The organism is Roseixanthobacter glucoisosaccharinicivorans, assembly GCF_043195095.2.
Classification (GTDB): Bacteria; Pseudomonadota; Alphaproteobacteria; order Rhizobiales; family Xanthobacteraceae; genus NCEH01.
This window is the reverse complement of sequence record NZ_CM195538.1, coordinates 4,055,551-4,075,686: the sequence shown is the minus strand read 5'-3', so window position 1 is coordinate 4,075,686 and position 20,136 is coordinate 4,055,551. Positions and strand designations below refer to the sequence as shown.

The following is a 20,136-nucleotide window of genomic DNA, read 5'->3' as shown; positions in this document are numbered from 1 at the left end:
CCATGCGCGCGAAACTCACGCCGGGGCTAGTGCTCCTCCTCCTGTTCTTCGTCGCGGCGGCCCTGCTGCCGTTCTATCTGGACCCGCGCAGCCATGTGCTGCGGATCGCCGCCATGGCGCTGCTGTTCGCGGCGCTCGCGCAATCCTGGAACATCGTCGGCGGGCTCGCGAACCAGGTCTCGCTCGGCCATGCCGCGTTTTTTGGGATCGGCGCCTATACTTCGAGCCTGCTCTATCTGCGGCTCGGCATTTCGCCCTGGCTCGGACTGGTGGCGGGGGCGGCGCTTGCCGGCCTGGCGGCGGCGCTGCTGTCGCTGCCGACCTTCCGCCTGAAGGGGCATTATTTCGCCCTCGCCACTCTCGCCTTTGCCGAGGTGATGCGGGTGATCGCCAATTCCTGGGCGTCCCTCACGGGCGGGCCGGTGGGGCTGTCGATCCCCTTCGTGGGCAGCCAGCCGCTGAACTTCGCGTTTCGGGCGGTCTCCTCTTATTACTGGATCATCCTCGGCCTGCTGGCCCTGGTGTGCCTGGTGTTCGGCCTGCTGGCCCGCGGCGCCATCGGCTATCGGCTGCGGGCGGTGCGCGAGAACGAAGCGGCGGCGGAAGTGGCGGGCGTGGATACGTTCCGCGTCAAGCTCACCGCCAGCGTCATCTCGGCGGCGCTCACCGCCGTGTGCGGCTCGGTGTTCGCCCAGTTCACCTTCTTCTTCGATCCGGATTCCATCTTCTCGCTGGCCGGAGTCTCGGTGCGCATGGCGATGATCGCCATCGTCGGCGGCCTCGGCACGCTCGCCGGGCCGATCATCGGCGCGCTGTTCCTGATCCCGCTGGAGGAGACGGCGAACGCGTTTCTCTCCTCCAAGGCGGCGGGCCTGTCCCAGCTGGTGTTCGGCGCCATTCTTATTGCCGCCATCCTCATCCAGCCGCGCGGGATCATGGCCTATTGGCCGAAACGCTGGAGCCGCAGGGCCCCGCCCGCGGTGGCTCCACAGGCCGAGCCGGCGCTTGCCAAGGGAGGCCAGTGAGATGAATGCGCATACGCCCGTGCTGGAAGCTGAGGCCATCGCCGTGACGTTCGGCGGGCTGAAGGCGGTGGACGGCATTTCCTTCACCCTTAAGGCCGGCGAGATCGTCGGGCTGATCGGCCCCAACGGCGCCGGCAAGACCACCTTGTTCAATTCGCTGGTGGGGCTTCAGCGCCTCACCGCCGGCCAGGTGCTGTTGGGTGGCGAGAAAGTCTCCGGCCTCAAGCCGCACCGGGTCGCCGGCAAGGGCATGACCAAGACCTTCCAGAACGCGGCGCTGTTTCCCGACATGAGCGTGCTCGAGAATGTGTTGACCGCCGCATTGCTGCGTCATGATCTGGCGAGCGCCCGGACCCACGCCCGCGCGGTGCTGGAACGCCTCGGCCTGGGCGCGATCGCCGAAACCGATGTCGCCGACCTCACCTTCCCCCAGAAGGCGCTGGTGGAGATGGCCCGCGCCCTCGCCACCGAGCCCAAGGTGCTGCTGCTGGACGAGGTGATGGCGGCGCTCACCCCGAGCGAGATGGACGAGGTGATGGCGGTGATCCGCTCCTTGCGCGACGAGGGGCTGACCTTCCTGGTGGTGGAGCATCACATGCGGGCCATCATGGCTCTGTGCGACCGCCTGCTGGTGGTGAATTTCGGCCGGCTGATCGCGCAAGGCACACCGGCGGAGGTGGCGAACGATCCTCTGGTGATCGAGGCCTATCTCGGCCAGGGCGCGGCGCACGGCACCGCGACCGGCGGCACGGCAGCGGCAGGAGGCGCGCATGCTTGAGATCCGGGGCCTCAGCGCCTCCTACGGCGGACCGAACGTGCTGGAAAATGTGGCGCTCGATGTCGCGCGCGGCGAGACGGTGGCGGTGCTCGGCGCCAATACCGCCGGCAAGACCACTCTGCTGCGCAGCATCTCCGGGCTGGTTGCCAAGGCGCGCGGCAGCATCATGTTCGAGGGCGAGAGCCTGCTCGGGCGCCTTGCGCATACCATTCCCGCGCTTGGCATCGGCCATGTGCCGGAAGGCCGGCATGTGTTCCCACGCATGTCCACCTCCGACAATCTCATGATGGGCGCCTATGGCGACCGGCGCGCCCGAGACCTCGCCGTTCGCATGGACCGGGTGTTCGCTTTGTTCCCGCGCCTTGCGGAGCGGCGCACGCAGATGGCCGGCTCCATGTCCGGCGGCGAGCAGCAGATGGTCTCCATCGGCCGCGCGCTGATGGGCAATCCCAAGCTGATGCTGCTGGACGAGCCGAGCCACGGCCTCGCGCCCATCGTCGTGGAGGAACTGCATGCCGCCATTGCCGCGATCAACCAGCAGGGCGTCTCGGTGCTGCTGGTGGAGCAGAACGCCGTGCTCGCTTTGTCCGTCGCCCATCGCGGCTATGTGCTGGAAGCCGGCCATGTGGTGCTGAGCGGCAGCGCGCAGGACCTGCAGGCGGACCCCGGCGTGCGGCGCGCCTATCTCGGCGTCTAGCGGCGCCCAATCTTTCAAATGGAGCGTGTCATGATTGTAAAAGCCGGCGTCGCCCAGGTGGGCGCGGTGCCTTTCGATGTCGAAGCCTCGATCACCAAGGCCGAGGAGTGGATCGCGAAGGCGGGTGAAGCGGGATGCCAGATCGTCGTGTTCCCCGAGGCCTTCATCTCGGTCTATCCCAAGGGATCGGACTTCGACATTGCCATCGGCGTGCGCACGGTGCGCGGTCGCGATGAATTCCGCCGCTATCTCGATGCCTCCATCACCGTGCCGGGACCGGAGACCGACCGGCTCGGCAAGGCGGCGGCGGCGGCCAATTGCTTCGTGGTGATCGGCGTGATGGAGCGCGAGCTCGGTACCATGTATTGCACCGTGCTCTATTTCGGCCCCGACGGCACGCTGGTTGGCAAGCATCGCAAGCTGATGCCCACCGCCGGCGAGCGGCTCGCCTGGGGCTTCGGCGATGGCTCCACCTTGCCGGTCTTCGACACGCCCATCGGCAAGATCGGCGCCGTCATCTGCTGGGAGAACTACATGCCCATGCTGCGCATGACCATGTATGCCAAGGGCGTCTCGCTCTATTGCGCCCCCACTGCGGACGACCGCGAGAGCTGGATGCCCACCATCCGCCATATCGCGCTGGAAGGCCGCTGCTTCGTGCTGTCCACCTGCCAGGTGGTGAAGCGCGGGGATTTTCCGGCCGAGTATCGCTGCTCCATTGATGTCGACCCCGAGACCTATGTGATGCACGGCGGGGCCGCGATCATCGGCCCGCTGGGCCAGGTGCTCGCCGGACCGGTGTTCGACGAGGAATGCCTGCTGACGGCGGACCTGGACACGGACGAACTCGGCCGTGCCAAGTTCGATTTCGACGTCGCCGGCAATTATGCCCGGCCCGACGTGTTCTCCCTCACGGTGAATGAGGCGCCGCAGACCGCCGTGGCCCTGAAGGGCTGAGCGGCCGGGTTCGTTTCCCCTTGCAATCCGCCATATTTTGCCGGCGCCGCCGCGCCGGCCGCGGCGGATTGCGGTAGGGTGCCGGCAAGCACCTGAATCGCATAGGGCATCATGGATATCGAGGAAAAGCTCGCCAAGATCGGCATCACCGGCAAGCTGTTCAAGCTGTATATGGCCGCCGTGGAACTGGGCGAGGCGCCGGTGCAGGAGGTGGCGGCGCGCGCGGGCCTTGCGCGCACCACCGCCTATGACGTGCTCGCCCGCCTGGAACAGGAAGAACTGATCCGGGTGGAGGAGCGGCAGGGCCGCCGCTTCATCGTCGCGGAGGATCCGGTCGGCATGTTGCAGCGGCTGGAGCTGCGCCGGCAGGTTCTGGGCGATCTGATGCCGCAGATCCGCTCACTCTACAATCGCGCCAAGGGCAAGCCGCAGATCCGCTTCTACGAAGGGGAAGAGGGCGTGCGCACCGTGCTGTGGGAGACCCTCTCCTGCCAGAGCAAGGTGCTGCGCGGCATCCTCTCCATGGATGAGCTGATCGAGACGCCCGGCCTCGAGGAGATGGACAGCTACATCGCCGAGCGGCTGAAGAAGGGCATCAAGCTGCAGGTCCTGCGTTCGCGCCACAAGGACACCGAGCGCATCTGGCCGTCCACGCCCCAGGAGCTGCGCGAACTGCGCTATGCGCCGGAGAGCATCACCTTGTCGGTGACGCAATATGTCTATGACGACAAAGTCGCCATCATCTCGTCCAAGCGCGAGAATTACGGCCTGGTGATCGAGAGCGAGGATTTCGCGCGGCTCCAGACGGCGCTGTTCGAAACCCTCTGGTCGCTGAGCGCGCCGGCGGAGGAGCCGCCGCGCCCCAACGGCCGGCGCCGCAAGGGCGCCTGAGCCTAACTGAAAAGTTCACGCGGGCGCGGTGCCCGCGTGCGCGGCCTTCAGCGCGGCGATGTCGAGCTTCACCATGCCCAACATCGCGGCCATCACGCGCTGGGCTTTGGCGGGATCGGGATCGCCCAGCAATTGCGGTAGCACGCGCGGCACGATCTGCCAGGGCACGCCAAAACGATCCTGCAGCCAGCCGCATCGCTCGATCCGCCCGCCCTGCGCCAAGGCATCCCACAGGTGGTCCACTTCCGCCTGGTCCGCGCAATCGATCTTGAACGAGACCGCATGGGTGTGTTCGACCCGCGTGCCGCCGTTCAGCGCCATGAAGCGCTGGCCGGCGAGGGTGAAATCCACCACCAGAACCGTTCCGGCCTTGCCGCCCGGCGAATCACTCACATTGCGCTGGACATGCTCGATGCGCGAGTCCGGCAGCAGGGAGACGTAGAAATTCGCCGCCTCCTCCGCCTCCCGCTCAAACCACAGGCAGGGGGAAATCTTGGACATGGCCCATCCTTTCGCTGGCATGCGGGCGAGGCCCGCGCAGGCGCGGTTCAGCCCTGCACGAGCTGGTCGGCGGCCATGGCGGCGGTGGCGGCTTCCATGTCCATCCACATGATTTCCCAGATGTGGCCATCGGGGTCCTCGAAGCTGCGGCCGTACATGAAGCCGTAATCCTGGGTGGGGGTGGGATCGGCGGTGCCGCCGGCGGCCTGCGCCTTGCCGACCATGGCGTCCACCTCGTCGCGGCTGTCGGCGGAGATGCAGATCAGCACCTCGCAGCTGGTCTTCGCATCCACGATCGGCTTGGCGCAGAAACTGCGGAACTTGTCGTGGGTCAGCAGCATGGCGTGGATGGTCTCGGAGAACACCATGCAGGTCGCTGTGTCGTCGGAGAATTGCGGGTTCTTCTGCGCGCCGACCGCCTCGTAGAAGGCGTTCGCGCGCGGCAGATCGGAAACGGGCAGGTTCACGAAAATCATCTTCGGCATGGCGGTCTCCCTCGGTCGTCGCTCAAGGACGATGCGGGAAAACGCCGGCCGACAACAGGGCTGAAAAAAGCCGCAGGGCCGGCGCCGCCGCCGATCTGTCGCCGGGGGAAAGACGGGCGCGCCGCGCGCAAGGCCCTGTACGCGGGGCCGGGAGTGTGACCACCTCATGCCACAGCGAAACATCGCCCCGGGCGCGGGCGCACAAGGAGACGCCATGGCGCGCGAGACGGTTTACATCGTCCAGGGATTCAAGGCCGGCAAGGGCAAGCGCTTGATCGCCGAGGCCCCGATTTCCTGCAAGTCCGCCGGCGCCGCCGAACGGCTCGCCGAGCGGCTGGCGGAGACCCGCGCCGGCGTCGTCGCCTTCTCCTCCTCCGGCGATGCCGAGATGGGTGATTATGACGACGAGCCGACGATCCTGTTCAAGACCGGCCAGCTGCCGCCGCAGTTCGCCGGGCAGGACGGCTAGGGCGGATCGACAGCCAGCGGCGCGGTGCCTGACGTTTGGTGCGCGGGATTGTCTTTCTTTCACCGGTCGTCATGGCCGGGCGCGTCCCGGCGATCCACGCCGGGCCGAACGTGCAGGCCTTGAAAAGCCAGCGCCAGCGGTGCCGCGTGGATGCACGGGACGAGCCCGTGCATGACGTTTCTCTCTTGAACAGCGTCAAGCCATGAATGGCCATCGGTCCTTAGCCCAACACGGCTACTCCAACACGGCTGCGCCAACCCGGCTGAGCGGTCCCGGCGCAGCCGGGCCGCCTTCGCCCGGCGTGCGGCGTCAGTCCTTGTCGGCGGTGAGCCGCGCGAGATAGCGATAGATCTCGGTATGGTCCGCCCCGCGTTCCAGCCCCGCCTTCGCCTCGTCCCACAGATCGGCGGTGGACTGGATGACCGGAATCGGAAGGTCCAGCTGGTCCGCCAGCTCGGCGGCCGTGCGCAGGTCCTTCGCCATCAAGGCGAGCGAGAAGCCCGAGCCGAAGGTTTCCGAGATGATGAATTGCTTCATCTTCACTTCGGTCGAGTTGTTCTTGCCCGTGGAGGCGTTGAGCACGTCCACCGCCACGTTCGGGTCGAGCCCGAAGCGCTTCGCGACGATCACCGCCTCGGCGGCGGCGGCGAGGCCGGCGGCGGAAACGTAATTGTTCAGAGCCTTCATGGCGTGGCCGGAGCCTAGCGGCCCGGTTGCGAAGATCGACTGGCCCATGGCCGCCAGCACCGGGCGGGCGCGCTCCACATCCTCCAACGGTCCGCCGGCCATGATGGCGAGCGTGCCGTTCACGGCCCGGCGCACGCCGCCGGAGACCGGCGCATCAATGAAGCGCAGGCCCCTGGCGACCAGCTCTTCCCCGAGCTTCGCCGTGCCGAGGGGCGCGGAGGAACTCATGTCGATGATGAGGGTGCCGGGCGCGAGGTGGTCCGCCAGGGCGTTCGCGCCCACCAGAACCTCGCGCACGATCTTGCCGTCGGGCAGCATGGTGATCACCACGTCCGCGCCGCGCACGGCCTCGCGCGCATCGGCGAAGGCCGATCCGCCGGCGGCGGCGAACGCGTCGCGCGCGGCGGGGGAAAGATCGGCGCCGCGCGTGTCGAAGCCGGCCTTCACGAGGCACGCCGCCATGGGCAGCCCCATCATGCCGAGGCCGATGACCGCGACCACCGGTTTGGATGTCGCCGGATCAGTCAAGACCCATCTCCTTGAGCACCTCATTGGCGGTGCGGAAGCCGTCGATGGCGGCGGGAATGCCGCAATAGACGCCGACCTGGAGCAGGATCTCGACGATCTCCTCCTTGGTCAGCCCGTTGTTGAGGGCGCCGCGCACGTGCAGCTTCAACTCGTGCGGGCGGTTCAGCGCGCAGATCATGCCGAGGTTCAGGATGGAGCGCGAGCGGCGGTCGAGGCCGGGCCGGTTCCAGATATTGTCCCAGCAATATTCGGTGGTCAGCACCTGCATGGGCCAGTTGAAGTCGGTGGCATTGTCGACCGAGCGGTTGACATACTCCTCGCCCAGCACTTCGCGGCGGGTCTTGAGGCCTTTTTCGAATTTTTCGGAACGCGGACGCGTGTTGGCCATGGGAATAGCTCCTTGAATAAGCGCGCGCGGCCCCGCCATCACCAGATGGAGGTGCCGCCGTCGATGGTGAGGGTGGACCCGGTGGCGAACGCCGACTTGTCGGAGGCGAGCCAGAGGATGGCTTCGGCGATCTCCTCCGGCCGGCCCATGCGGTGCATGGGCGCGCGGTCGTCGAGCGCCTTCTTCATGCCGGCGGGATCGGCGGATTGCGCGAACATGCGGTCGAAATAGGGGGAATGGACCGTGCCCGGCGCAACCGCGTTCACCCGGATGTTCTGGTCCACATGGTCGAGCGCCATGGCGCGCGTGAGCGCCACAACCCCGCCCTTGGAGGCCACATAGGCCGCGCGATCCGCGATCCCGACGCCGGCGGTATAGGAGCCGGTGTTGACGATCGCGCCGCCGCCCTGGGCGGCCATGACCGGAATGACGTGCTTGGAGCACAGGAACACGCCCTTCAGATTGACCGACATCAGCCGGTCCCAATCCGCCTCGGGGATGCTCACAACGGTGCCGGTGAAGCCGAACCCGGCATTGTTCACCAGCACGTCGATGCGCCCGAACTGGTCCAGGGTGAAGGCCACGAGCGCCCGCACGTCGGCATCCTTGCTGACGTCGGTGCGGAGCGCGCGGGCGTTCGGCCCGAGGGCGGCGGCGGTCTCGCGCGCTGCGTCCTCATTGCTGTCGGCGATCACCACCTTGGCGCCGTCGCGCACGAACAGCGCGGCGGCGGCCCGCCCGATGCCGCTCGCCGACCCGGTGACGATGACGACTTTTCCGTCCATTGACATGGTCTTGTCCTTACGTTTCGTGGAGGCGCGGGCCGGCCGCGCGCGGGCTCAGTGCTGGCCGAGGCCGGCATCCTCGAGCGAGGAGCCGGGGAGGCTGTCGAGGGTGGAAACCTCGCCGCGCTCGATCACATAGATCCGGTCGGCGAAGGCGCGCAGCAGGCTGGGATTGGATTCGGTGATCAGCAAGGTGATGTCGCGATCCGCGTCGCGCAGCGCCCGCAGCGCGGTGCCGTAGCGGATCGCCAGCACCGGCGCGAGGCCCTGGAACGGCTCGTCCAGCAGGATGATGCGGTTACCGGCCATCAGCGCGCGGCCGAGCGCCACCATCTTGCCTTGCCCGCCGGAAAGGCCCGCCGCGGGTCGCTCGCGCATGTCCTTCAATTCCGGCAGCACGCTGTAGACCCGTTCCAGGCGGCGGGCGATCTCGGTCTCCGGCAGGCGCATCACCTCGGCGGGAAAGCGCAGGTTCTGCTCCAGGGTGAATGCCCCGTAGAGCCGGCGGTCTTCCGGCGCATAACCGATGCCGAGATAGGGCCGACGATGGGGCGGCACCTGCGCCAGGCTGTTGCCGTCGAGCGTGACCTGCCCGGCGGTGATCTTCATGAAGCCCATGATGGACCGCAGCAGGCTGGTCTTGCCGGCGCCGTTGCGGCCGATGAGGGCGACGGTGGAGCCCTGGGGCATTTCGAGGTCCGCATGGCGCAGCACCTCAATGCCTTCGATCTGGGCGGAGAGCCGTTCGATCTTGAGCATGTCAGACCCCGATCACGTTCTTGCGCACGTCGGGATCGTTGAGCACATGCTCGGGCGTTCCCTCCAAGGCGATCTTGCCGCCGGTCCACACCGCCACGCGGTCGGCGTAGCGGGAGACCACATCCATGTCGTGCTCGACGAAGATGGCGGTGGTCGCGCTGTGATCCAGGGCGCGCACAAGGGTATCCATGATGGAGAATTTCTCCCGGCTGGAGACGCCGCTGGTCGGCTCGTCCATGAACACGAGGCGCGGCTTCAGGGCGAGCGCGAGCGCGATGTCGATCAGCTTGCGCATGCCTTCCGGCAATTCGCGCACCGGCCGGTCGCCCACCTTGCTGAGGCCGATCACCTCCAGCATGTCGCGCATCTCATCGGCCTTGGGATGGCGGTCGAGCCGCATCCAGGGCCGCCATGAGCCTTCGCGGGCGGAGAGCGCGAGCAGCAGGTTTTCAAACACCGTGTTGTCCAGGAACAGCTGCGGCAGCTGGAACGAGCGCCCGATGCCGCCGCGCGCGATGGTGCGGGGGGGAAGCGGAGTGATGTCCTTGCCCTCGAAGATCACCGCCCCCGACTGCGGCTTGAGATAGCCGGTGCAGATGTTGACGAAGGTGGTCTTGCCGGCCCCGTTGGGGCCGATGATGGCGATGCGCTCGCCCGCATAGGCGGTGAGCGAGGCACCGTCGGCGGCCACCACGCCGCCGAAGCGCAGGCGCAGGTTGTCGGCCTTGAGAACGATCTGCTTCACGCGTCGGTCCTCCTCTTGCCGAAGCGCAGCTGGGTCAGGCCCTGGGGCGCGAACATGATGATGGCGATGAGCGAGACGCCGAGAATGGTCTGCCAATAGTCGGCAGCGAAGGCGGCGGCGTAATTGCGGACGATCTCGTAGACGATCGAGCCGGCGAACGCGCCCACCACATTGCCCGCGCCGCCGAGGATGGCGATGAAGACGAATTCGCCCGAGCGCACCCAATAGGCGAATTCCGGCGCCACATGGCCCGTGACGATGGCGATCACGCCGCCGCCGAGGCCAGCAAGACAAGCCGACACGCCATAGGCGATGTGCAGGATGCGCGCACTGGACACGCCGAGATATTCAAGCCGCGTCTCGTTCGACTTGATGGCCTCCAGCCCCTTGCCGAGCGGGGAGGCGAGATAGCGCCCGACCACCAGCGCCACCACGACTGCGAGGGCGAGCGTGGTGTAGAACATCCAGAATTCGAACGACACGCGCCCGAGCTTGAGGCCCGCGAGCGTCGGCCGCGCCACGTTGAGCCCGTCGCCGCCGCCGGTGATGGAATAGAGCTTTTCCAGCAGCGAGAAGGCGACCATGGACACCGCGAGGTTGATCATGGAGAAGAAGATGTCGCGATAGCGCACGGCGAAGAAGCCGAACGCCACCGCGATCACACTCGCCACCAGCGCGCCGGCCGGCAGCAGCAGGAGCGTGTCGAGCCCGAGGCGCGCCTGCACCAGGAACGCGACCGTATAGGCGCCGGCGGCATAATACAGGCCGTGGCCGAACGAGATCTGCCCCGCCCGCAGCAGGACCACGACGCCGAGCACCGCGAGCCCCACGCCGAGCGCGATGGTGAGCATCACCGTCGCCCATGGGATGAAGAAGGGAACGCCCGCGACCGCGCAGAAGGCGATCGCGCCGAACAGGAGGTCGAAGCGCATCACACCTTCCTCGTCTGGATGGTGCTGAACAGGCCCTGCGGCTTGAACAGGAGCACCACGAACATGATCAGATAGGGCATCAGCACGTCGAATTCCGGGGCCAGATAGACCGCGATGGAGCGCCCGAGGCCGATCATGAGCGCCGCCACCGCAGCGCCCTCGATCTGGCCGAGGCCCGCCGTGGCGGCCACCGCGAAGGAGAGAATGATCATGCCCGAGCCCATGCCGGGCACGAGCGAAGTGGAACCCGAGGCCAGCGCCCCGCCGAAGGCCGCGAGCGCGGCGCCGGCCATGAAGGTGAAGAGATAGACGCGGCTGGAATCCACGCCCATGGCCATGGAGGCCTCGCGGTCCTCGGTCACGGCGGTGACGATGCGGCCGATGCGGGTGTAGCGCAGGATGAAGCGCAGACCCACCAGCACGCACAGCGCCACCAGCGGGATGACCGCGAGCTGATAGACCGAATAATTGATGCCGAGCACGTTCACCGTGCCGAGCAGGCTCAGCGGCGTGTTCACGAAATAGGGCTTCACGCCCCAGGTAACCTTCTGCACGTCTTCCAGGATCATGAAGACGGCGAAGGTGACCAGCAGCTGGAGCACCTGCTCCTTGCCGTAGATGCGGCGCAGAAGCGTCGCCTCCAGGAGGCCGCCCACCACCACGCCGACCAGGATCGCGGCGACCAGCATGGCGGGATAGGACAGCCAGGGGCTCCAGCCCGCCGTTGCGATCCAGATGCCCAGCGATGCCGCCACATAGGCGCCGATGGCATAGAAGCTCCCATGGGCCACGTTGACGATCCGCAGGACGCCGAAGATCAGCGAAAGCCCCACGGCGACCAGGAATACCTGGGCGCCATAGGAGAGGCCATCGAGCATGGCCAGAAGGATGATGTCCAAGGACATGCGGACGGCCTCTCCGATCCCTTTACTTCGCCGCGGCGAAGGTTTCGATGGACGGGTCGCTTGCCATCGCGGGCTTGATCTTGCTCAGCCACTCCGCCGACTTGTCGCCGATGGGGGTGGTGACGAGCGCGCCGGGATAGATCGAGATGTTGTCCAAGATGGCGAAGGGATATTGCGGCACGCGGATGGTGGTGCCGATGAGCTGGTCTTCCAGGCCCTGGTGATCCTCGCGGATGGTCACGTCGCTGGTGAGGCCGTGGAACTTCAGGTTCTGGAACGCGGCGAGCAGCTGGTCCTTGGAGGGCCACTGGCCGTTATTGTCCTTCGCGGCCTTCTCATAGGCGTCCTTCAGCGCGGCCATCGCCTGCGCCATGTGGAACACCGGATAGATCGGATAGGCGCCGGTCTTGTCGTGATAGCGCTTCACGAAGTCCTGGAACGCCGCGTCCTTGAGATGCTTGGGATGCAGGAAGTAATGATCGCCGCGTCCGCCGATGATGACGCCGGCAGGCATCGCGTCGCCCAGGCGCTCCAGCGAGCTTTCGCCGAGCGGCATGACGAAGGTGCTCTGGGTCATGAACCCACGCGCCGCCGCCTGCTGGACGAAGGTATCGAGGTCGCCGCCCCACGAGGTGTTCACCACCACGTCCGGCTTCAGCGCCTGGAGGCGGGAAATCTCGGTGGAGTAATCCGGTGCGCCGAACTTCGGGAACAGCTCCGCGACCACCTGGATATCGGGCTTGAGCGCCTTGAGCGCGGTGAGGAACAGGCCCCACTGGTCGCGTCCGGCGGCGTAGTCCTGGTTCACGCCGGCGATGGTCTTGAAGTTCGGCTTGTTCTTCACGAGATACAAGGCAGCGGCAAGCATTTCCGCGCCGGTGTGCGCCTGGGTGCGCACGGAATATTTGTATTTATTGTCCTCGAAAATGCGGGGCGAGCTGCAATCCCACAGGATGTTGGGGACTTCCAGATCTTCCGCCACCGGGCTCAGCGCAAGGCAATTGGCGCTGGAGACCGAGGCCAGCATCACCTGCGCGCCCTCGTTCAGCACCACGCGGCGATATTCCGACATCAGCTGGTTGGCGCCTGCGCCTTCGTCGATGACGATGGCCCGGACCGGCACGCCGAGGATGCCGCCCTTGGCGTTGAGATCGGCGATCAGCATGTCCGCCGCATTCTTTCCCGGAACCCCGAACACCGAGGCGGGACCTGACAGGAAGGTGGTGATGCCGATCACCAGCTCCTTGGGTTTTTCAACCGCGGATGCCGGCGTAATCGCGAGTACGGCGGCGCTGAGCGCAGCCATGGCGGCTTTTGCAATCATGAACGTCTCCTCCAATAAACCTGCAGCTTGTCGCTGATGTTGTGGCAAGATTGCCTGCTATCAGACAATCCGTCAACACGACAAAACAGGTTTCCGAAGCGGCAAGGCGTCGCCGCTCGGAGGCTTTGGGGAAACGGCGCGAAATCAGATGGGAATGCACCGGCGACACGCGCTCAAGGCGGCGCGCGCAAGGGGGCGCGAACGCGCGAATGCCCGGCGCGCGGCCGGGCATCGCGGGCGATCGCGATCAGCGTCGATGAGAACCGCCAGGCGGCCCTTAGAAGGTGATGACGTGGCGCACGACCTTGCCCTGGTCGAGCAGGTCGAAGGCCGCGTTGATCTCCTCCAGCGGGCCGGTGCCGGAGAGCAGGCGGTTCACCGGCAGCTTGCCGCGCTCATACAGGGCGATGAAGCGCGGGATGTCGCGCGAAGGCACGCAGCTGCCCATGTAGCTGCCGTGGATCGTGCGCTCCTCGCCCACCAGGTTGACCGGGGGCAAGGTGATCTGGGAATTGGGATTGGCGAGCCCCGCCGTCGCGGTCTTGCCGCCGCGCCGGGTGATCTTGTAGGCGAGATCGAACGCGCGCACCGAGCCGGCCATCTCGATGGCGTGGTCCACGCCGCCCTTGGTCGCTGCCTTCACTTTTTCCACGATGTCCGGATCGGTGGCGAGGAAGGCGTCGGTGGCGCCGAGCTCCAAGGCCAGGTCCAGCTTGTCCTGGGCAAGGTCGATGGCGACGATGCGCGTCGCGCCGCTCGCCGCGGCCCCGAGCACCGAGGACAGGCCGACGCCGCCGAGCCCGACCACGGCCACCGAATCACCGGGGCGCACCTTGCAGGTGTTCACCACCGTGCCCACGCCGGTCATCACCGCGCAGCCGAACAGCGCCGCTTCCACCAGCGAAATGTCCGAATCGATCTTCACCACCGAGCGGCGGGAGACCACGGCATATTCCGCGAAGGCGGACACGCCGCTGTGGTGATAGGGCTGCAGGCCGTCGTCGCAATGGAATCGCCGTGCGCCGGACAGCAGCGTGCCGCGCCCGTTGGCGGCGTGGCCCGGCTCGCACAATTGGGCGCGCCCGTCCATGCACGGCATGCAATGGCCGCAGGTGGGCAGGAAGCTCATCACCACCTTGTCGCCGCGCTTGAGGTCGCTGACGCCCGTGCCGACCTCCTCCACCACGCCGGCGCATTCATGGCCGAGGACCATGGGGGTCGGCCGCAGGCGGTCGCCGTTGATCACGGAAAGATCCGAATGGCACAGGCCGGCGGCGGCGATCTTGACCAGCACTTCGTCCGCGCCGGGCGGATCCAGCTCGATGGTCTCGATGCTCAGCGGCTTGTTCACGGCATAGGGGCGCTCGACGGGCGAGGCGCGCAGGACGGCGGCGCGAATACGCATGGCTTCCTCAATGAGTGTTTCCGTAAAGAGGGCTGACCCCGGCATTTCGATCTGGCTTGCTCGCCGGCTTGGTGCCGCCGCGGGTGGCCGGTGCGGGAAAATTATCGACGCCATATCTATCAGTCAATCAGACAAAATATTTCGATCCGATTGACAGCGGTTTGAAGGCCATGCCTGTTATGTCAAAACGGGACCGCACGTTTGTCAGGCCGGGCGATGGACAATCAGGATCTACACATCACACGCCAAGCGGCAACGCTGCGCCTCATGGTCGAGGAAAAGCTGCGCGCCGCCATCGCGAAAGGCCTGTTCAAGCCTGGCCAGAGGCTGGTCGAGCGCGAGCTGTGCGAGCTCATCGGCGTCGGGCGTACCTCCATCCGCGAGGCGCTGCGCCAGCTCGAGGCGGAAGGGCTGGTGCAGACCATTCCCCACCGCGGCCCCATCGTCAGCAGCATTTCGGCGCAGGAGGCGCGCCAGCTCTATGAGATCCGCGCCCTGCTGGAAGGCTATGCCGGCCGCCAGTTCGCCGAGCGCAAGGATCCGCAGGCGGTCAAGGCGCTCGACAAGACCGTGAAAGCCCTGGTGAAGGCGGTGAAGGGCAACGAGCAATTGGCGCTCATCGAGGCGAAGAGCGATTTCTACAAGGCGCTGATGGGCGGCGCCGAAAATGTCTTCGTCACGCAGATGCTCACCAGCCTGCACAATCGCATCACCCTGCTGCGCCTCACCTCCATGACCCAGCCCGGCCGGCTGGCGCGCAGCATCATGGAAATCCGCGCCATCTATGACGCCATCGCCTCCGGCGACGGGGACGCGGCGGAAAAGGCCTGCCGCCTGCATATTCAGGAAGCCGCGAAGGTCGCGCTCGCGGTGCTGGACGGCAGCTATGCGCAAACGCCCGCCGCCGCGCCGAAATCCCCGCGCCGGGCGGCGCCTGATGCGCTGGCCGAGGATAAGCCGGTCAAGGCCGCCTTGGCCAAGGCCGCATTGGCGAAGCCTGTGCCGCCCAAGCCCGCATCGCCCAAGCCGGCCATGGCGAAGGATAAGTCGGCGGCCGTCAAGGCCGGCGCCGGACCTGCGGTCCGCCGCTGACGCTTTATCGGGCGAAGTGAAAGCCCTTCGCGTCGGCACTGGCCTAATGAGGGGCCGCCGGCAGGCCGGACCATTTGGGAAACAGGCGTTCCAGCAGCATTTTCGGCAGGATCAGGCCGAATGCCATGGCGAGCAGGATCGCCGCCGCCGTCGTGCCGTCCTGGATCGGCGGCAGCAGCAGGGCGGGGGCGGCCGCGGGGCCGGCCTCGAGCAGCGTGACCATGCCCGCCGCCATGCGGAACAGGAAGACGCCGGGAATGAGCGAGACCACCGAGGCAAAGGCGAAGGCGGCGAACGGCAGGTGCAGGCGGTTCGCGATCGGGGTCACCAGGGTCGCGGCGATCAGGCAGGCCACCAGCGCCCCGCCCGCAAGGCTCGCGCCGTCGGCGATCGCCAGCCAGCGGCTGGCATGGGCGATCATGCCGATCGCCACCGGAATGGGCAGGGTGCGCCACGGCATGGAAAAGAACGTGCCGAAGGCGGACACGGCAATGCCGGCGGCGATCACGTCATAGGCCAGCGGAACCGGCGCCGATGGCCCGGCCATGGGCAGCCCCGCCACGCCGAGCGCGAGGCCGGCGATGAGCCCGACCGAAATCAGCAATATGATGAGCCCGGCGAAGCCGAAGCGGGCGCCGCCGAGGCCGATGCGCATATGGGCCAGGTCCAGCGCGCCATTGAGCAAATGCGGGCCCGGCACCAGCACCATGCAGGGGCACAGGGCCACCAGATAGAGATTGGCGCCCGGCAGGAGATGGGAGGCCGCGGCCGCGATGACGCCGGCGAGCAAGGCGGCGCACAAAGGCTGGGCCAGGAAATTCTTTGCGACATGCGCCAGAGCGCGCCGCAGCGCCGCGCCCGCTCCGGCGCTGAGCGCGATCAGCGCCAGGGTCGTGAGGTCGGCCGCGCCGAAGATGACCGAAAGCGCCGCCGCCCCGGCCGCCGCCAGCACCACGAAGCGCAGCGTGGAGGCCGGCGGCAGGCCGGCGATCGCCTCCAGCGCGTCACGGGCGCGCGCCGCATCGAGACGGGCATCGCACACCTGGTCGATGACGCCGAGCGTCAGCGTCACCTTGTTCATGTCCACCCCCGCCGGCGCGGCGGCGATGGCCTCCACGCGCGAGAGGCCGGAGGCTGAGGTCGCCTCCCGGCGGATCACCAGCTCGCCCCAGGTGGGAAAGACCGTGACGCTTATGCCAAGCGCGCGGGCGAACCGCTCCGCGTTCTGCACCGTGCGCTCGGTGGTCTGCCCATTGGCATAGAGGAGTTTCGCGGCCGCGCCGACGAGCGCGAAGGCGTCATCGGGGGATGGCGCCGGAGCGGATGGCATCATGGGGCCTCAGACCGGGGGATAAGCGGGGAGATAGGCGAGCGCGGCGATATGCGCCGCGATATCGGCCGGGCGCTGAACCTGCGCGAGGCCGTTGTCGAATACATATTCCGCGATGCGCACCGCCACATGGAGCGAGGCCTTGCGGATGTCACTCTGCGGCGGATAGATCAGGCCCTTGTCGAGATCCGCGTCGGTCACCTGCTCGGCCACCGCCTTGGCGGCGACGATGAACATGGCCTCCGTCACGCGGCGGGCCTGCGTGGCGAGCACCGCCATGCCCATGGCGGGGAAGATATAGACATTGTTGCCCTGGCCGGGGACAAAGGTCTTGTCGCCCAGCGTCACAGGCGCAAACGGGCTGCCGCTGGCGAAGATCGCCTTCCCCTCCGACCAGCGATAGGCCTCGTCCGCCGTGCATTCCGAGCGCGAGGTCGGATTGGAATAGGGGAAGATGATCGGCCGCTCGTTGATCTTCGACATGGCCTGGATGACGGCCTGATTGAACAGCTTCGGCACGGTGCTCACCCCGACGATGCCGGTGGGCCGGATCGCCTCGATCGCCTCGACGAACGAACTCACCGGCGCATGGTCGTGGGCGAACGGCTTCTGGAAGCCGGCGATATCGGTGCGGGAATTCACCATCAGGCCGTTGACGTCGAACAGCCAGTTGCGCGCCCGCGCCTCTTCGATCGTCGCGCCTTCCAGTACCATGGCCTGGCTGATCAATTCGGCGATGCCGGTGGCCGCCGAGCCGCCGCCGAGGAACAGGAAGGTCTGGTCGGTCAGCTTCTGCTTGGAAATGCGCAGCGCGCCGTAGATGCCGGCCACCGCGACCGCCGCCGTGCCCTGGATATCGTCATTATAGGTGCAGATCTTGTCCCGGTAGCGCTCCAGGATCGGCACCGCGTTGATATTGGCGAAATCTTCCCATTGCAGGCAGCAGCGGGGATAAAGCTCGGTCACGGCGGTGACGAATTCGTCAATGAAGGCGTCATATTCGGCCCCGCGCACGCGGTTCTGCCGCAGGCCGAGATAGAGCGGATCTTCCAGCAGCGCCGAAGTGTTGGTGCCCACATCGAGCGTGATCGGCAAGGTCAGCTCCGGCGGCACGCCGGCGCAGACCGTATAAAGGGAGAGCTTGCCCACCGGGATGCCCATGCCGCCGACGCCGAGATCGCCGAGCCCGAGGATGCGCTCGCCATCGGTCACGACGATGAAGCGCACGTCGCTCTGCGGCCAATGGGAGAGCACCTCCTTCAGGCGGCCCTTCAGCGTGATCGGCAGATACATGCCGCGCGTGGCGCGCAGCACATGGTCGAACTTCTGGCACGCCTCGCCCACGGTCGGGGTATAGACCAGCGGCATGAACATCGCCGGGTCGGACATCAGCACCGCATAGAACAGCGTTTGGTTGCGGGCCTGGAGATCGCTCAGCAGCAGGTATTTCTGCAGGTCGTTGTCGAGCTGCGCCAATTGCAGGTGGACGCGGGCGATTTGGGTTTCCAGCGTGTCCGCCACCGGCGGCAGGAAGCCTTCCACGCCGAGCCGCGCCCGGTCCTCCACGGCGAAGGCGCTGCCGCGATTGAGGATGGGATTGTGAAGCAGTGCGACCCCTTTCGGGGTGGTCTGGTCGCTCGACGCGGTCATGGCGGAACCTCCGGAAGGGTGGATCTTGTTGTTTTTCGAATGGGCACGCGGCGGTGGCGCGGCCTGCGGCGGCACCGCCCGGGAAGGACTTTACGGCGCAGCGCCCGGCTTTGCCGTCGAGGAAAGCCTCAGTGGCCTTCCTCCTTGGCGACATAGGGCTTCACCATCTTGGCCGGGTCCACCACACGCAGGAATTCCTCCTCGGTGACGAATTCGAGCGCCATCGCCGCTTCCTTCAGGGTCAGGTCATTGTCCATGGCGTGATGGGCGATCTTGGAGGCCTTGTCATAGCCGATGACCGGGGCGAGGGCGGTCACCAGCATCAGCGAGCGATCCACATATTCCTGGATCTTCCTGCGATTGGGCTTGGTGCCTTCCACCAGGAACTTGCGGAAATTGGTGCAGCCGTCGGAGGCGATGGTGATGGAATGGGCGATGTTGAAGATGATCAGCGGCTTGTAGACGTTCATCTCCAGATAGCCGCTGGCGCCGCCGAAGCCGACGCTGACATCATTGCCCATCATCTGCACGGCGATCATGGTGAGCGCCTCGGCCTGCGTGGGGTTGACCTTGCCGGGCATGATGGAGGAGCCGGGCTCGTTCTCCGGAATGATCAGCTCGGCAAATCCCGCGCGCGGGCCACACGACATGAGGCGGATATCGTTGCCGATCTTGTAGAGCGAGGCGGCGAGCGTGCGCAGCGTGCCGGAGAATTGCACCAAGGCATCATGGGCGCCCTGGACCGTGAACTTGTTCGGCGCGGTGACATAGGGCAGGCCGGTGAGGCCCGCGATCTCGTCCGCCACCGCCTCGGCAAATCCCGGTGCGGCGTTGATGCCGGTGCCGACCGCCGTACCGCCGAGCGCGAGGCGATAGACCCCCTTCAGCGCGTCCTGAAGGCGCTCGATATCGTCCGCCAGCATGCCGGCATAGCCGGACCATTCCTGGCCGAGGGTGAGCGGGGTCGCATCCTGCATGTGGGTGCGGCCGATCTTGACGATATCCGCCCAGTCCTCGGCCTTGGCCGCAATCGCGTCATGCAGGGCCTGCACCGCCGGGATCAGCCGCTGCGTGGTGTTCACGCCCACCGCGATATGCATGGCGGACGGGAAGCTGTCGTTCGACGATTGCGACATGTTCACATGGTCGTTGGGGTGCACCGGCGCCTTGCTGGCGAGCGGCGTGCCCGCGAGCTGGCAGCAGCGGTTGGAGATCACCTCATTGACGTTCATGTTGAACTGGGTGCCGCTGCCGGTCATCCACACGTGCAGCGGAAACATGTCCTGGTGCTGGCCGGCGAGCAGTTCGTCGCACACCTGCACGATCAGCTTGTAGGGCTCGTCCGGCAGGCGCCCGCCCGCATGGTTCGCCCGCGCCGCCGCCTTCTTGAGGAGCGCATACGCGGTGATCATTTCCCGCGGCATCAAATCCGTGCCGATGCTGAAATGCTCCAGCGAGCGCTGGGTCTGCGCGCCCCACAGCTTGTCCGCCGGGACTTCGACTTCACCGAGGCTGTCGGTTTCCTTGCGCATGTCAGTCACGTGAGGACCTCAAATAGGAGTGCGAGGGGCATCGGCCGGAAAGACGGACCCGCCGCGCGGCGCGGTCAGGCCCGCCGGAGGAAGGGTGAAACGCAGGACCTTGTCGGAGAGGCGGGCGAACGGGAGCGCTTCGTCCCGGGGGCTGCGGCGTGGATCGCCGGCGCATCGTGCGCGGGCCTCGCAGCGGCGGCGAGTCCGTCGGTTTCCGCAGCTGGAAGGGCGCGTCTCATGGGGCGATGATCCGAACGGAAAAGAAAAGCCG

The 20,136-nt window shown here is 66.8% G+C and carries 20 protein-coding genes and 1 pseudogene; 7 read left to right on the top strand and 14 right to left on the bottom strand.

Annotated features, from left to right (window positions below; all coding sequences use genetic code 11):
* Positions 1-2 precede the first annotated feature (2 nt).
* The 5 genes from V5F78_RS18845 (at position 3) to V5F78_RS18825 (ending at position 4,348) form a co-directional block, all read left to right on the top strand.
* Entirely contained in the window at positions 3-1,025 is a 1,023-nt protein-coding gene (locus V5F78_RS18845; protein ID WP_394070090.1) for a branched-chain amino acid ABC transporter permease, read from the top strand.
* Position 1,026: 1 nt separating this feature from the next.
* Entirely contained in the window at positions 1,027-1,803 is a 777-nt protein-coding gene (locus V5F78_RS18840; RefSeq protein ID WP_394070088.1) for an ABC transporter ATP-binding protein, read from the top strand.
* Positions 1,796-2,500: an ABC transporter ATP-binding protein gene (locus tag V5F78_RS18835; protein ID WP_394070086.1), complete on the top strand. Its 705-nt coding sequence runs from the start codon at positions 1,796-1,798 to the stop codon at positions 2,498-2,500. Before V5F78_RS18840 ends, V5F78_RS18835 begins: the two co-directional genes overlap by 8 nt.
* Positions 2,501-2,530: 30 nt before the next feature.
* Positions 2,531-3,457, top strand: coding sequence for a carbon-nitrogen hydrolase family protein (locus V5F78_RS18830; protein ID WP_394070085.1), 927 nt, complete (start codon positions 2,531-2,533; stop codon positions 3,455-3,457).
* A gap of 111 nt (positions 3,458-3,568) precedes the next feature.
* Positions 3,569-4,348, top strand: a complete 780-nt coding sequence (locus tag V5F78_RS18825; RefSeq protein WP_394070083.1) for a TrmB family transcriptional regulator — start codon at positions 3,569-3,571, stop codon at positions 4,346-4,348.
* A 15-nt stretch (positions 4,349-4,363) separates the two neighbouring features.
* Here the strand turns inward: V5F78_RS18825 and V5F78_RS18820 are convergent, their stop codons facing one another.
* Together V5F78_RS18820 and V5F78_RS18815 are read right to left on the bottom strand one after the other, a co-directional pair.
* A complete protein-coding gene (locus V5F78_RS18820; protein WP_394070082.1) occupies positions 4,364-4,849 on the bottom strand; it encodes a VOC family protein in 486 nt (161 codons plus the stop codon).
* A gap of 47 nt (positions 4,850-4,896) precedes the next feature.
* On the bottom strand, positions 4,897-5,334 hold the full coding sequence (locus V5F78_RS18815) for a VOC family protein (RefSeq protein WP_394070080.1): 438 nt from the start codon (positions 5,332-5,334) through the stop codon (positions 4,897-4,899).
* A gap of 214 nt (positions 5,335-5,548) precedes the next feature.
* Here V5F78_RS18815 and V5F78_RS18810 point away from each other — a divergent pair, with 214 nt between their 5' ends.
* A complete protein-coding gene (locus tag V5F78_RS18810) occupies positions 5,549-5,803 on the top strand; it encodes a hypothetical protein (RefSeq protein ID WP_394070078.1) in 255 nt (84 codons plus the stop codon).
* 309 nt (positions 5,804-6,112) lie between these two features.
* On the opposite strand, the gene V5F78_RS18805 is transcribed toward V5F78_RS18810, so the two are convergent.
* The 9 genes from V5F78_RS18805 to V5F78_RS18765 all read right to left on the bottom strand — a co-directional run bounded on the left by V5F78_RS18805 (position 6,113) and on the right by V5F78_RS18765 (position 14,261).
* Entirely contained in the window at positions 6,113-7,018 is a 906-nt protein-coding gene (locus V5F78_RS18805; protein WP_394070076.1) for an NAD(P)-dependent oxidoreductase, read from the bottom strand.
* Positions 7,011-7,406: a carboxymuconolactone decarboxylase family protein gene (locus tag V5F78_RS18800; protein ID WP_394070074.1), complete on the bottom strand. Its 396-nt coding sequence runs from the start codon at positions 7,404-7,406 to the stop codon at positions 7,011-7,013. Before V5F78_RS18800 ends, V5F78_RS18805 begins: the two co-directional genes overlap by 8 nt.
* A gap of 38 nt (positions 7,407-7,444) precedes the next feature.
* Positions 7,445-8,197, bottom strand: a complete 753-nt coding sequence (locus V5F78_RS18795; protein ID WP_394070073.1) for an SDR family oxidoreductase — start codon at positions 8,195-8,197, stop codon at positions 7,445-7,447.
* A gap of 48 nt (positions 8,198-8,245) precedes the next feature.
* Positions 8,246-8,950: an ABC transporter ATP-binding protein gene (locus V5F78_RS18790; protein WP_394070071.1), complete on the bottom strand. Its 705-nt coding sequence runs from the start codon at positions 8,948-8,950 to the stop codon at positions 8,246-8,248.
* A 1-nt stretch (position 8,951) separates the two neighbouring features.
* Entirely contained in the window at positions 8,952-9,695 is a 744-nt protein-coding gene (locus V5F78_RS18785; RefSeq protein ID WP_394070069.1) for an ABC transporter ATP-binding protein, read from the bottom strand.
* A complete protein-coding gene (locus V5F78_RS18780; RefSeq protein WP_394070067.1) occupies positions 9,692-10,627 on the bottom strand; it encodes a branched-chain amino acid ABC transporter permease in 936 nt (311 codons plus the stop codon). Before V5F78_RS18780 ends, V5F78_RS18785 begins: the two co-directional genes overlap by 4 nt.
* Positions 10,627-11,532, bottom strand: a complete 906-nt coding sequence (locus V5F78_RS18775; protein ID WP_394070065.1) for a branched-chain amino acid ABC transporter permease — start codon at positions 11,530-11,532, stop codon at positions 10,627-10,629. The genes V5F78_RS18780 and V5F78_RS18775 overlap by 1 nt, the downstream gene beginning before the upstream one ends.
* A gap of 22 nt (positions 11,533-11,554) precedes the next feature.
* Positions 11,555-12,856 carry an ABC transporter substrate-binding protein gene (locus V5F78_RS18770; protein ID WP_394070063.1) on the bottom strand — a complete coding sequence of 434 codons (1,302 nt, stop codon included), beginning with the start codon at positions 12,854-12,856 and terminating at the stop codon, positions 11,555-11,557.
* 277 nt (positions 12,857-13,133) lie between these two features.
* Complete coding sequence (locus V5F78_RS18765; protein ID WP_394070061.1) at positions 13,134-14,261, bottom strand: zinc-dependent alcohol dehydrogenase family protein; 1,128 nt, start codon at positions 14,259-14,261, stop codon at positions 13,134-13,136.
* A gap of 216 nt (positions 14,262-14,477) precedes the next feature.
* Here V5F78_RS18765 and V5F78_RS18760 point away from each other — a divergent pair.
* Positions 14,478-15,155: pseudogene (locus V5F78_RS18760) on the top strand (GntR family transcriptional regulator); the annotation flags it as partial.
* 241 nt (positions 15,156-15,396) lie between these two features.
* Here V5F78_RS18760 and V5F78_RS18755 read toward each other — a convergent pair.
* From V5F78_RS18755 to fumC, 3 genes are all read right to left on the bottom strand, one after another.
* On the bottom strand, positions 15,397-16,686 hold the full coding sequence (locus V5F78_RS18755) for a threonine/serine exporter family protein (RefSeq protein WP_394070059.1): 1,290 nt from the start codon (positions 16,684-16,686) through the stop codon (positions 15,397-15,399).
* Between the two features lie 6 nt (positions 16,687-16,692).
* Positions 16,693-18,333, bottom strand: a complete 1,641-nt coding sequence (locus V5F78_RS18750) for an NAD-dependent malic enzyme (RefSeq protein ID WP_394070057.1) — start codon at positions 18,331-18,333, stop codon at positions 16,693-16,695.
* Positions 18,334-18,461: 128 nt separating this feature from the next.
* Positions 18,462-19,865: a class II fumarate hydratase gene (gene fumC / locus V5F78_RS18745; protein ID WP_394070443.1), complete on the bottom strand. Its 1,404-nt coding sequence runs from the start codon at positions 19,863-19,865 to the stop codon at positions 18,462-18,464.
* Positions 19,866-20,136: the final 271 nt, after the last annotated feature.

Excerpts from the sequence above, each read along its gene's own strand:
- V5F78_RS18845 (WP_394070090.1), top strand. The coding sequence starts at position 3 with ATGCGCGCGAAACTCACGCCGGGGCTAGTGCTCCTCCTCCTGTTCTTC.
- V5F78_RS18840 (WP_394070088.1), top strand. The coding sequence starts at position 1,027 with ATGAATGCGCATACGCCCGTGCTGGAAGCTGAGGCCATCGCCGTGACG.
- V5F78_RS18835 (WP_394070086.1), top strand. The coding sequence starts at position 1,796 with ATGCTTGAGATCCGGGGCCTCAGCGCCTCCTACGGCGGACCGAACGTG.
- V5F78_RS18830 (WP_394070085.1), top strand. The coding sequence starts at position 2,531 with ATGATTGTAAAAGCCGGCGTCGCCCAGGTGGGCGCGGTGCCTTTCGAT.
- V5F78_RS18825 (WP_394070083.1), top strand. The coding sequence starts at position 3,569 with ATGGATATCGAGGAAAAGCTCGCCAAGATCGGCATCACCGGCAAGCTG.
- V5F78_RS18820 (WP_394070082.1), bottom strand. The coding sequence starts at position 4,849 with ATGTCCAAGATTTCCCCCTGCCTGTGGTTTGAGCGGGAGGCGGAGGAG.
- V5F78_RS18815 (WP_394070080.1), bottom strand. The coding sequence starts at position 5,334 with ATGCCGAAGATGATTTTCGTGAACCTGCCCGTTTCCGATCTGCCGCGC.
- V5F78_RS18810 (WP_394070078.1), top strand. The coding sequence starts at position 5,549 with ATGGCGCGCGAGACGGTTTACATCGTCCAGGGATTCAAGGCCGGCAAG.
- V5F78_RS18800 (WP_394070074.1), bottom strand. The coding sequence starts at position 7,406 with ATGGCCAACACGCGTCCGCGTTCCGAAAAATTCGAAAAAGGCCTCAAG.
- V5F78_RS18795 (WP_394070073.1), bottom strand. The coding sequence starts at position 8,197 with ATGTCAATGGACGGAAAAGTCGTCATCGTCACCGGGTCGGCGAGCGGC.
- V5F78_RS18790 (WP_394070071.1), bottom strand. The coding sequence starts at position 8,950 with ATGCTCAAGATCGAACGGCTCTCCGCCCAGATCGAAGGCATTGAGGTG.
- V5F78_RS18780 (WP_394070067.1), bottom strand. The coding sequence starts at position 10,627 with ATGCGCTTCGACCTCCTGTTCGGCGCGATCGCCTTCTGCGCGGTCGCG.
- V5F78_RS18775 (WP_394070065.1), bottom strand. The coding sequence starts at position 11,532 with ATGTCCTTGGACATCATCCTTCTGGCCATGCTCGATGGCCTCTCCTAT.
- V5F78_RS18770 (WP_394070063.1), bottom strand. The coding sequence starts at position 12,856 with ATGATTGCAAAAGCCGCCATGGCTGCGCTCAGCGCCGCCGTACTCGCG.
- V5F78_RS18765 (WP_394070061.1), bottom strand. The coding sequence starts at position 14,261 with ATGCGTATTCGCGCCGCCGTCCTGCGCGCCTCGCCCGTCGAGCGCCCC.
- V5F78_RS18755 (WP_394070059.1), bottom strand. The coding sequence starts at position 16,686 with ATGATGCCATCCGCTCCGGCGCCATCCCCCGATGACGCCTTCGCGCTC.
- V5F78_RS18750 (WP_394070057.1), bottom strand. The coding sequence starts at position 18,333 with ATGACCGCGTCGAGCGACCAGACCACCCCGAAAGGGGTCGCACTGCTT.
- fumC (WP_394070443.1), bottom strand. The coding sequence starts at position 19,865 with ATGCGCAAGGAAACCGACAGCCTCGGTGAAGTCGAAGTCCCGGCGGAC.